The organism is Aquincola agrisoli, assembly GCF_036621135.1.
In the GTDB taxonomy this organism is placed as follows: domain Bacteria; phylum Pseudomonadota; class Gammaproteobacteria; order Burkholderiales; family Burkholderiaceae_C; genus Aquincola; species Aquincola agrisoli.
In genome coordinates this window covers 17,709-28,749 of the sequence record NZ_JAZIBG010000035.1, presented here as the reverse complement: position 1 = coordinate 28,749, position 11,041 = coordinate 17,709, and the positions used below count along the sequence as shown (strand labels likewise).

The window sequence follows — 11,041 nt, the reverse complement described above, 5'->3', positions numbered from 1 at the left end:
GCCACGAGCGGCGCGGGCGGCAGCACCGGCAACTCGCTCGAGGGCGGCGCCGGCGCGGGCGGCACGGCCGGCTTCGGCGGCGGCACCGGCAGCGACGGCGACGGCCTGTACGGCGGCGGCGGCTCGGGCTACGGCGGCGCGGTCTTCGTGCGCAACGGCGGCAACCTGACGATCACCGGCAATGCGCTGTTCCGCGAGAACACGGTGCTGGCCGGCTCCAGCAACAACGGCGGCGCGTCCGGCCAGGCCGCGGGTTCCGACATCTTCATGATGAAGGGCGCCAACGTGCTGCTGGCCCCGGGCAGCGGCAACACCGTGCGCATCGAAGGCCAGATCGCCGACGACAGCAACGCCAGCATCGGCAGTGGCAGCTACGCGCCCGGCTCGGGCGCGGACCTGCGCGTCGGCGGCGGCGGCCTCGTGCAGCTGGCCGGCCAGAACACCTATTCCGGCAAGACCATCATCGAAGGTGCGACGCTGCAGACGGCCCTGGGCCAGGGCATCCACGCGACCAGCACCGTCCAGTTCAACGGCACCGGCACCATCGGCACGCTGGCTGCGCACGCCAACGCGGGCGTGCTGCTGCTCGAGCAGGAGGTGAACCTGCGCGCCGGCTCGGTCGTGCCCGGCCAGATCATGTGGACGGGCGCCGGCGGCTTCGCGGCCGGCAGCACCGCGGGCCTGACCATCGACCTCGGCAAGACCACCGGCGGCCCGAGCCAGACCCTGCAGTGGGGCAGCTCGTACCTGACGTCCGGCTCCACCCTGGTCTTCGGTTCGGAGTACGGCCTGGGCTCGGTCCACTTCAAGAACGACATCAACCTGGCGGGCCTGACCGGCAACGTCGCGGTGTTCGACAGCCAGCAGCTCGTCGACGGCCAGAAGGTCAACGACGTCGCCGTGATGAGCGGCAAGCTCACCAACGGCAGCCTGCGGGTCGGCAGCGCCGGCTACGACGGCACGCTGTACCTGACGGGCCAGAACGCGTTGACCTCGCTGGAAGTGAACAGCGGCCTCGTGAGCTCACTGAGCGTCGACGCCACCCACTCGGGCACGCTGATGCGCAGCGCGGGCGGCAACGTCACGGTGAACGGCGGCACGCTCGTGATGGGCGGCACCGAGCGCATCGGCCACCTGAACGTGGCGGCGCAGGGCAACCTCATCGCGGCCGGCGAGATCACCACCGGCGCGGTCGACAACGTCGGCCGGATGTCGTACCTCGGCACCTCGAACGTCGCCACGCTGACCAACCGCAGTGGCGCGACCTTCAACGTGGCCGGCGCCACCACGGCGTCCGGTGCGATCGTCAACGATGCGGGCGGCACGATCAACCAGATCGCCGACATGCAGGCCGTCAGCGTGACCAACAACGGCGAGTGGAACGTCGACGGCGACCGCAAGATCGCCACCGCCACGCTCGGCGGCCACGGCGAGTTCGCCACGTCGCAGGAAGCCACGCGCCTGACCATCGACCAGAGCGCCAACTCCACCTTCGACGGCACCTTCTCCGGTGCCGGCAGCCTTGCCAAGGCTGGCGCCGGCACGCTGGTGCTCACCGGCGCCAGCACCCACACCGGCGGCACGACCGTGCGCGCCGGCACGCTGGACACCACCGGCGGCGGCACCCTGGCCGACACCGGCGCGGTGACGATCGAGGCCGGCGCCACCTTCCGGGCCGGCACCGCCGACACGGTGGGCGCGGTGGCCAACAGCGGCACGCTGGAGGTCAACGCGGCGCAGACGGTGGCCTCGCTGGCCAACCACGCCGGCGGCACCACGCAGCTCAACGCCGGCCTGGCGAGCGACGGCACCGTCGCCAACCACGAGGGCGCCACGCTCAACCAGTCGGCCGACATCGCGGCGGCCGTGGTGGGCAACAGCGGCACGCTGAACGTGGCCGGCCAGCGCGGCATCGCCACGCAAGGCCTGGTCGGCGACGCGTCGGGCCGCATCGTGGTGGCGCACGCTGCCGACAAGCTGGTGCTCGACCAGTCGGCCAACTCGGTGTATGCCGGCCAGATCGACGGCCAGGGTTCGTTCGAGAAGACCGGCGCGGGCATCCTGAACCTGACGGGCGCCAACGGCTTCACCGGCGGCCTCGCCATCAACGGCGGCACGGTCGACACCACCGGCGGCGGCACGCTCGACGACCACCTGTCGGTGAGCATCGCCAGCGGCGCCGGCTTCGTGGCGGGCTCGGCCGACACCATCGGCGCCGTCGCCAACAGCGGCACGCTGACGGTGAACGCCGCGCAGACGGTGGCGTCGCTCGACAACGCGGCCGGCGCCACGGCCCACCTGAACGCCAAGCTGAGCAGCAACGGCGCGGTGGCCAACGCCCAGGGCGGCACGGTGAACATGGCCGGCGAGATCGTCGCCGCCTCGGCCGTGACAAACGAAGGCACCATCCACGTCGGCGGCAACAGCCTGATCGACAGCGCCGGCTTCCAGGGCGCGGGCGACATCGCCCTGGCCTCGGGCGCGGCACTGACGGTGCAGCAGTCGGCCGACTCGACCTACGCAGGCGTCATCGCCGGCGACGGCACGCTGGCCAAGACGGGCACCGGCACGCTGACGCTGGCCGGCCAGAACACCCACACCGGCGGCACCGTGGTGCGTGCCGGCACGGTGGACACCACCGGCGGCGGTACCCTGGCCGACACCGGCGCGGTCGTCGTCGAGGCGGGCGCCACCTTCCGGGCCGGCACCGCCGACACGGTGGGCGCGGTCGCCAACAGCGGCACCTTGGAAATCAACGCGGCGCAGACGGTGGCCTCGCTGGCCAACGCCGACGGCGGCGTGGCGCAGCTCAACGCCAACCTGACGAGCGCGGGCACGGTCGCCAACTTCGCGGGCGGCACCGTCCACCAGTCGGCCGACATCCAGGCCGCCACGGTGGGCAACAGCGGCACGCTCAACGTGCTGGGCCAGCGCGCCATCACCACGCAGGGCCTGGCTGGCGATGCCTCCGGCCGCATCGTGCTGGCCGGCGCTGCCGACAAGCTGGTGCTCAACCAGTCGGGCAACTCGGCGTACGCCGGCCAGATCAACGGCCAGGGGTCGTTCGAGAAGACCGGTGCGGGCACGCTCGTGCTGTCGGGCGCCAACGGCGCGACGGGTGCGCTGGCCGTCAAGGCCGGTGCGGTGGAAGTGACGGGCAGCCTCGCCAACAGCGCGGTGGACGTGGCCCGGGGCGCGGGCCTCGCCGTGGCGGCCAACGCGCTGGCGGCCTCGTCGACGCTGGCCAACGCCGGCACGGTCGAGGTGCGCGGCGACAACACCGTGGGGGCGCTGGTCAACAGCGGCACGCTGGGCGGCACGGGCAAGCTGACGGCCGCCACCTACGCCCTGAACGACGGCAGCGTGGTCAACGCCAACCTGGGCGCCGGTACGCTGACGACGCAGGGCGTGGTGCTGCTCAACGGCACCAGCGACGCAGCGGTCGTCAACGTGCTGGGCGACAGCGTGCTGACGCTGGGCGGCGTGGACCGCCTCTCGCGCCAGGCCGCGCTGTCGGTGGAAGGCAAGCTGGTGCTCGGCAACGGCGACCAGACCGTGAGCACGCTCGCGGGCACGGGCCGCGTCGACATGCAGGCCTACCACCTGGTGGTGACCAACGGCGGCACCTTCACCGGCACGCTGACCAGCAGCGGCGGCAGCTCGTTGTCGACCAACGGCGGCTCGCTGAGCCTGAGCGGCACCAGTGCCGTGCAGACGCAGTCGCTCGACCTGGCCGGCGGCAGCTCGCTGCAGCTGGACGCCGGTTCGCAGCTGAAGACCGGCGCGGCCGTGGTCCAGAGCGGCAGCACGCTGCACCTGACGGACGGCGCGAGCTTCCAGTACGAGACGCTGAGCGGCAACGGCACCATCGCCGCGGCCAACTTCGGCAACTCGGCGGGCGCCAAGGTGGCGGGCTCGCTGACCTTCACCGGCAACCTGGCCAACCAGGGCACGCTGGCCCCGGGCTTCTCGCCGGGCACAGTGACGATCCTGGGCAACTATGTCGAATCCGGCTCGCTGAGCCTGGAACTGGCCGGCCCCACGCCGGGGACGGAGCATGACCAGGTGCGCGTGGGCGGCACCGTGACGGCCAACCCTGGCAGCACGCTGACCTTCATGCCCTGGAACGGCGCCGCGCCGGCCCTGGGCAACGTGTACCAGGTGATCGCCGACGCCAACGGCGGCACCAAGCGTGTCAATGGCGCGTTCGACGACGTGCTGTTCGACGTCGACGGCGCCGACGGCGCGGCCGCGGCGGCGCCGAGCGCGGCGGTGGTGTTCGACATGGCCACCGGCCGTGCCATCGCCACCGGCCTGAACCGTGCGGGCAGCACCGTCTCCGAGCTGGGCCGCTCCAAGGCCCAGCGTGCGGCGGCCAAGGCGCTGTTCGATGCGGCCACGGCGGGCGTGGGCACGAACCAGATCGATACCGAACAGGTGCTGGGCAGCAATGCCGCCGCGGTGCTGACCACCGGCGACGGCCTGAAGAAGCTCGTGCCGGAGTACTACGGTGCGATGGCCGACTACGGCTTCTCCGCGTCGGAGTCGATGTCGCGCATGCTGGTCAAGCGTGCCGCCGGCGAGTTCGGCGAGGTTGCCAGCCAGCGCGGCGGGTTCATCGTGTCGGCGCAGACCGACCGTGTGCATGCGGCCGACGCCAAGCTGCGGCGCAACGAACTGGTCATCGGCGGCGACTGGGCGCTGACGCCTTCGATCGACATCGGCGGCCTGGTGGCTTCCAGCGACGGCGACATCGACGGCGGCTACGGCAGCGGCAGCGTGAAGGGCCAGTCGGTCCGTGTGTATGCCAAGGCCCGGCTGAGCGAGAAGCTCTCGGTGCTCGGCGGCGTGAACCACGGTTCGTACCGCTATGACCTGAAGCGCAACGCCGTGTCGGCCGAGGCCACCGGACGCACCCGCGGCAGCGGCACGGGCGTCAACCTGGGCCTGGCCTTCGAGGCCTACCGCACGTCGGAAATCGCCGCGCTGCCCTACGTGAGCCTGGACTACGGCAGCTTCCGCATCAACGGCTTCGAGGAGCGCGGCACCTCCAACCACCGGCTGGTGCTGGACAGCTACCGCACGACGCGCACGATGGCCACCATCGGCAGCGTGCTCGAGTGGAAGCACGTGGTGCAGGGCCGTCCGATGACGCTCTCGGCCGACGCGGCGCTGCGCGGCAAGCTGGGCGACGGCAACCGCACGCAGCGCGCGCGGCTGGGTGTCGACAGCTCGGTGGAGTTCCCGATGAGCTACGACAGCGGCAGCCGCACCCAGGCGCTGCTCGGCGTGGCCGGCAGCATCCGCCTGAGCGAGGCCGTGACGGCCAGCGCGGCCTTCGACAGCACGCTGTCGAGCGGCCGTGACGACAGCCTGAAGGTGCAGCTCAACGTGGCGTTCTGACGCCGCGGCCGGCACCCGCGTGCCGGCACGCATTTCCCGCGGCGGGGCATAACATCGAGGGATGCCGCGCCGCCGTGAATGCCTTTTCGACGCTCCAAGCAGCGGCCGCCGCGCATCCTTTGCGCCGGCGGCCGTTGCCGTTGGGGCGGCCGTGCTGGCGCTGCTGGCGCCCGCGCCGGCCGCGGCGCAATCGCTGCGCTGCAACGGGCAGCTGGTGTCGACGGGCGAATCGAAGGTGAGCGTGGCCGCCAAGTGCGGCGACCCGCTCGCCCGCGAGATGGTGTGTGTCTCCCGCGAGCTCTTCCTGTGGCCCCTGCCGGCGGTGCCGGGGCAGGTGCTGCAGCCGCTGATCACGCCCGGCTGCGTGCCGATGGAGGAGTGGACCTACCACCGCGGGCAAGGGCATTTCCTTGCCATCGTGCGTTTCAGGAACACCGCGGTGGATTCCATCCGCGACGGCGAACGGATGCCGTGATTACAGCGCCGCGTCCTTCAGCTTCTTGAGGGCGCGCGCCTTGATGCGCACGGTGGCGGGCTTGGGGTCGAACCAGCGGTCCTGGCCCGTGAAGGGATCCTTGCCGAAGCGTTTCTTCTTGGCCGGCACGTTCTGCGCCGTGACCTTCAGCAGGCCGGGCAGCGTGAACTCGCGCAGGCCCTTCTTGTTGACCGACGCCAGCACGGTGGCTTCCAGCGCCGCCAGCAGGGCCTTGGCGGCCTTGGGCTCGACGCCGGCCTGCTCGGCCAGATGGGTCGTGAGGCTGGCCTTGGTGAAGGCCGACTTGATGGGCTTGAGCGGGGCGCCGGCAGCCGCCTTGGCAGCGGGCTTCGCCGCCGCCTTCGGGGCGGCCTTCACGGCGGTCTTCACCGCGGCCTTGGGCGCGGCCTTCGGGGCAGCCTTCGGCGCCGCGGCGGGCTTGGCGGTCTTTGCAGCCTTGACGGGTGCGGCCGCCTTCACGGCCTGGACGGCCTTCTTTGCGACGGGGGTCTTGCTGACTTTCTTTGCGGTTGCCATTCGGTTCGGTCTGACGGTTGTGAAGGGAAACCGCAGCGTGCCGACGGCGCCCGCGGTCGGTGCCGATGTGCCGCTGCGGGCGCGCGATTCTAGGAGGGGCGCCGGGGGTACCATCCCGGGGCCTTGAGACGCCGTGCCATCGCCGAGCGTCCATGACCTGCATCAAGCCGGGCGCCGGCGGTTTCGTCCAGAGTCCATGCCGCGCGCATGGCCCGCAGGTAGTGCGCAATTCCGACCACGAATGGAGAACCCATGAAGACCCAACAGATCGCCGCTGTCGTACTGGCCACGTTGATCGGCGCGCCCGCCATGGCGGCGCAATGCGATGTGGAGATCGGCGGCAACGATGCGATGCAGTTCGACAAGTCCAGCATCGCCGTGCCCGCGAGCTGCAAGCAGTTCACCGTCAAGCTCAAGCACACCGGCAAGCTGCCCAAGGCGGCAATGGGCCACAACTGGGTGCTGAGCAAGACCGCCGACGTGCAGGGCGTGGCCGCCGACGGCATCCCGGCCGGCGCGGACAAGGCCTACGTCAAGCCCGGCGATGCCCGTGTCATCGCGCACACCAAGGTGATCGGCGGCGGCGAGACCGATTCGGTGAGCTTCGACGTCGCGAAGCTCAAGGCCGGCGAGAGCTACACCTACTTCTGCTCGTTCCCCGGCCACTCGGGGATCATGAAGGGCACGCTGACGCTGGCCAAGTGAGCCTCAGCGCGGCGGCGCCGCAGCCGGCGCCGCCGCGCCTTGGGCCAGGGCCGCGAGGTCCGCGGCCACGCGGCGCAGCAGTTCGGTGATCGCCTCGGCCTGGGCCTGCGGCGTGGCCGCCTGGCCTGCGATCACGTAGGCCTGTTCCTGGCTGCGCAGCAGCCGCGGCGTGCGGTCGGCGCTCCACACCGCCAACTGCGCCCGCGCCAGCAGCCGCTGCTCGCCACGCACGAAGTCCATCTGCGTCAACTCGACCTGCGTGGCCAGTGCCGGCGCCTGTTCGCTGCAGTGGGCTTCGCACAGGCGCCAGCCCGGCAGCTGCTGGCGCAGCGCCGCCGCGAACTCGCGCGAGACGCCGATCTCGATGCGCTCGGCCCAGTAGGTGTTGGGCCATTCGGCGAGCGTGCTCGCGTCGGCCCGGTAGCGCACGCGGCGCGCCGCCAGGTACTCCGGCACCTCGATGCGGCGCAGCACCATCACCTTCGATGCCGGGGCGCCGGCCACCGCCGGTGCGGGCGCGGACGGTGCCGCGACGGCCGCGGCATGCGGCAGCGTCAGCAACATCGGCGCGGGCGAGGTCGTGCCGCAGCCGGCCACCGCGGCCGCGATCGGCAGCGGGATCAGGCGCAGGGCGCGCAGGGTCAGGGTGTTCATTCGCGTGGGTTCCCGAAGATCACGGCGTTGGGCTTCTCTTCCAGCAGCTCGGTCAGCGAGCGCAGGCCGCGGGCGGCCTGGGCCAGGTCGCGCATCGCGGTGTCGAGGTCGTTGCGCAGCGGTGCGCCCGGCGCGGCCACGTCGGCGATGCGGTCGAGCGCCAGGCGCGCCGATTCGGATGCCTCGCGCGCACCGGCCAGCGTGCGCTGCAGGTCGGGCTGCGCCTCGACGACCGTCTGCCGCGAGGTGTCCGCCAGGCGGGTGACGGCCTCCAGCGAAGCCGCCGTGCTGGCCTGCACCTGCTGGATGGCCCGCGTGGCGGCTTCCAGCGTCTGGCGCGACTGCACGCCGGTGGCGGTGATCTCCTTGGCCGTGCTCGACAGGACCTCCTGCGTGCCGTCGAGCGTGCGCTGCACCGATTGCATCGTGCTGCGGAAGTCGGCCACGGCCGAACGCAGGTCGTTGACCGTGTCGCGCAGCGGCAGGTCGGCGACCTGGTCGATCAGCGCGCCGAAGCGCTCGGCTACCGTGGGGATCTCCAGCGTGCCGGGCGGGCCGTGCAGGCGCGCCGGCGACTCGGGGATGAAGTCCAGCTCGATCGCCTTCTGGCCGGTGACGACGCTCTGCGACGTGAGCCGCGCCCGCAGCCCGCGCTGCACCAGCGACGGGATGTCCAGCGGCGGCGCCTTGTCCTCGTTGCTGTAGCGCACCGCGCTCGGCTGCAGCTTCAGCGACACGGGGATCGAGGTCTCCAGCGTCGACGGGTCGACCTCGATGCCGATCTCCGTCACCTGGCCCACCGACACGCCGCGGAAGGTGACGGGCGCGCCCACCGACAGGCCGCTGACGTTGCCCTCGTAGTACACGCGGGCCTTGACCTGCTGGCCGAACAGGTCCTGCCCGCTCAGCCAGAAGACGGCCGCGATGGCGATGGCGATGGCGGCGAGCACGAAGCCACCGATCAGCAGGGCATTGCGTTTCATGTCGAGACCGTTTCGTTGGGGGAGGGCGGCGGCACCTCCCGGTGGAGGAAGGCGCGCACCGTGGGGTGGTCGGCGGTGCCGGCCAGGTCGCGCGGGCGGCCGTGGGCGATGGGCTGCTTGCTGTCCGCGTCGAGGAAGATCGAGTCGTCGGCGATCGCGAAGAGGCTGGGCAGCTCGTGGCTGACGAAGACCACCGCGGCGCCGGTGCGCTCGCGGATGTCGAGGATCAGGTCGTCGAGACGGCGCGAGCTGATGGGGTCGAGGCCGGCCGAGGGCTCGTCGAGGAAGAGCAGCGGCGGCTCGCCGGCGATGGCGCGTGCCAGGCCGGCGCGCTTCTTCATGCCGCCGCTGAGGTCCGCGGGCCAGAAGTCGGCGTAGGCCGCGAGGCCGACCCACTCGAGCACCTCGCGCGCCTTGTGCTCGCGCTCCTTGGCGTTGAGCGTGGTCTGCTCGGCCAGCGGCAGGCAGACGTTTTCCAGCACCGTCATCGACGACCACAGCGCCGCGCTCTGGAACAGCATGCCGAAGCGCGAGCGCAGCTGCCGGCGCTGCGCCTCGTCGCTGGCCCAGAAGTCGACGCCGTCGTAGGTGACGGTGCCGCCGGCCGGCGGCAGCAGCCCGACCAGGTGCTTGAGCAGCGTGCTCTTGCCGCAGCCGCTGCCGCCCATCACCGCGAAGATGCAGCCCCGCTCGACCGTCAGCGACACCTGCCGCTGGATCAGCCGGCTGCCGAAGCGCATCTCGAGGTCCTTCACGTCGAGCAGCGCGGCCATCAGATCCCCAGGGCGTTGGCGCACAACGCGAAGATGGCATCGATGACGATGATGCCGACGATGCTCGTCACCACGGCGCCGGTGGTGGCCACGCCCACGCCCGCCGCATTGCGCTTGGCGTAGAGGCCGTGGTAGCAGCCGACCAGGCCGATCAGCAGGCCGAAGGCCACCGACTTGGCGGCGCCCAGGCCCAGGTGCGTCCAGCTCAGCGCCTCGGCGGTGCGCTGCAGGTAGGCGGCGGCCGAGATGTCGAGCATGCCCGCGGCCACCAGCATGCCGCCGACGAGCCCGGTGACGCAGCCGAACACGTAGAGCAGCGGCATCATCAGCAGCAGCGAGATCACGCGCGGCAGCACCAGGAAGTCGACCGCGCCCAGCCCCAGCACCTCCAGCGCGTCGACCTCCTCGTTGGTCTGCATCGTGGCCAGCTCCGCGGCGAAGGCCGCGCCCGTGCGCCCGGCGATCACCACCGCGGTGATGATGGCGGCCATCTCGCGTGCGACCGCGATGGCGACCAGGTCGGCCACGAAGATGCCGGCGCCGAACTTGATCAGCTGCACCGCGCCCACGAACGCCAGGATCGCGCCTACCAGCACGTTGACCACCGTGACGATGGGCACCGCGCGGGCGCTGCAGTCGGCCATCACGCGGGCGAAGTCCTTGCCGCGGAACTGCCAGCGCCCGCGCAGCCCGTCCGCGCCGGACAGCATCACCTGGCCCAGGAACGCGACCGGCCGCAGCAGCGCCTGCGTGTTCAGCGGCATGCGCGGGCCGGCGCGGCCGGCGGCAGGGAGGGCAGTGCGGGGGATCGGCTCATCGGGGCTTCGAGGACGGTTGCTGCACTGCAACTATGCCGCAGCCCGCGGGGGCCCTCGATCCGGGGTGCCGCATTGCCTTGCAGAGGCATGTGCATTGCTTGATCCGAAGCCTTTTCCTGACCGTACCGTTGTCCATGAAACACCTCATCGCCCTGGCCGCCGCCCTCAGCTTCGCAGCGCCGGCCCTGACCCATGCCGCCACCGTCACGACCAGCTTCGCCCAGGCCGCCGGCAACACCTGGACGGTCGGTTTTTCGATCGCCAACGACGGAAATCCGTCCACGATCGAAGCGTTCACCATCTACTTCTCCGAGACGTTGTTCGCCGACCTCGCCGTGACGGCCTCGCCCGCGGCGTGGGACAGCATCGTGATCCAGCCCGACAGCGCGCTGTCGTCGGCCGGCTTCTTCGACAGCTACGTCACCAACCCGGCGCTGGCGCTCGCGGGCGGCCAGAGCCAGGCCGGCTTCTCGGTGCAGTTCACCTACCTCGGCAGCGGCCTGCCGCCGGCGCTGCCGTTCGACATCGTCGATGCCAGCTACAACGTGCTGTACAGCGGCACCACGATCGCGGCCGTGCCGGAGCCCGGCGCGGCGATGCTGGCCCTGCTCGGCCTGGGCGTGATCGGCGCGGCCGTGGGCCGCCGCGGTGCCAAGGCCGCCGCCGAAGAGGTGGCCGCATGATGCGCGGTGC

At 71.7% G+C, this 11,041-nt stretch carries 9 protein-coding genes; 4 read left to right on the top strand and 5 right to left on the bottom strand.

Translation table 11 applies throughout. The annotated features are described in order from the left end of the window. Together V4F39_RS16570 and V4F39_RS16565 are read left to right on the top strand one after the other, a co-directional pair. On the top strand, positions 1 to 5,403 hold a 5,403-nt coding region (locus V4F39_RS16570), incomplete at its 5' end, for an autotransporter-associated beta strand repeat-containing protein (RefSeq protein WP_332290817.1). 151 nt (positions 5,404 to 5,554) lie between these two features. Continuing rightward, positions 5,555 to 5,878 (top strand): DUF2845 domain-containing protein, encoded by a 324-nt coding sequence (locus V4F39_RS16565; RefSeq protein WP_332290816.1) that lies wholly within the window; start codon positions 5,555 to 5,557, stop codon positions 5,876 to 5,878. Here V4F39_RS16565 and V4F39_RS16560 read toward each other — a convergent pair whose 3' ends face one another. After that, on the bottom strand, positions 5,879 to 6,415 hold the full coding sequence (locus V4F39_RS16560) for an HU family DNA-binding protein (protein WP_332290814.1): 537 nt from the start codon (positions 6,413 to 6,415) through the stop codon (positions 5,879 to 5,881). Positions 6,416 to 6,667: 252 nt separating this feature from the next. Between V4F39_RS16560 and azu the strand changes: the two genes are divergently transcribed. After that, the gene (gene azu / locus V4F39_RS16555; RefSeq protein WP_332290813.1) at positions 6,668 to 7,120 is read left to right on the top strand and encodes an azurin; all 453 of its coding nucleotides are present in this window, start codon (positions 6,668 to 6,670) and stop codon (positions 7,118 to 7,120) included. 3 nt (positions 7,121 to 7,123) lie between these two features. Here the strand turns inward: azu and V4F39_RS16550 are convergent, their stop codons facing one another. Genes V4F39_RS16550 through V4F39_RS16535 form a run of 4 tightly spaced genes read right to left on the bottom strand, consistent with a single transcriptional unit; the run spans position 7,124 to position 10,294 of the window. Next, positions 7,124 to 7,774, bottom strand: a complete 651-nt coding sequence (locus V4F39_RS16550) for a PqiC family protein (RefSeq protein WP_332290812.1) — start codon at positions 7,772 to 7,774, stop codon at positions 7,124 to 7,126. Beyond that, the gene (locus tag V4F39_RS16545) at positions 7,771 to 8,757 is read right to left on the bottom strand and encodes an MlaD family protein (RefSeq protein WP_332290811.1); all 987 of its coding nucleotides are present in this window, start codon (positions 8,755 to 8,757) and stop codon (positions 7,771 to 7,773) included. The genes V4F39_RS16550 and V4F39_RS16545 overlap by 4 nt, the downstream gene beginning before the upstream one ends. After that, positions 8,754 to 9,530, bottom strand: coding sequence for an ABC transporter ATP-binding protein (locus V4F39_RS16540; RefSeq protein ID WP_332290810.1), 777 nt, complete (start codon positions 9,528 to 9,530; stop codon positions 8,754 to 8,756). The genes V4F39_RS16545 and V4F39_RS16540 overlap by 4 nt, the downstream gene beginning before the upstream one ends. Then, positions 9,530 to 10,294 carry an MlaE family ABC transporter permease gene (locus tag V4F39_RS16535; RefSeq protein ID WP_332290809.1) on the bottom strand — a complete coding sequence of 255 codons (765 nt, stop codon included), beginning with the start codon at positions 10,292 to 10,294 and terminating at the stop codon, positions 9,530 to 9,532. Before V4F39_RS16535 ends, V4F39_RS16540 begins: the two co-directional genes overlap by 1 nt. Positions 10,295 to 10,482: 188 nt before the next feature. Here V4F39_RS16535 and V4F39_RS16530 point away from each other — a divergent pair, with 188 nt between their 5' ends. Continuing rightward, on the top strand, positions 10,483 to 11,031 hold the full coding sequence (locus V4F39_RS16530; RefSeq protein ID WP_332290808.1) for a PEP-CTERM sorting domain-containing protein: 549 nt from the start codon (positions 10,483 to 10,485) through the stop codon (positions 11,029 to 11,031). Positions 11,032 to 11,041 lie beyond the last annotated feature (10 nt).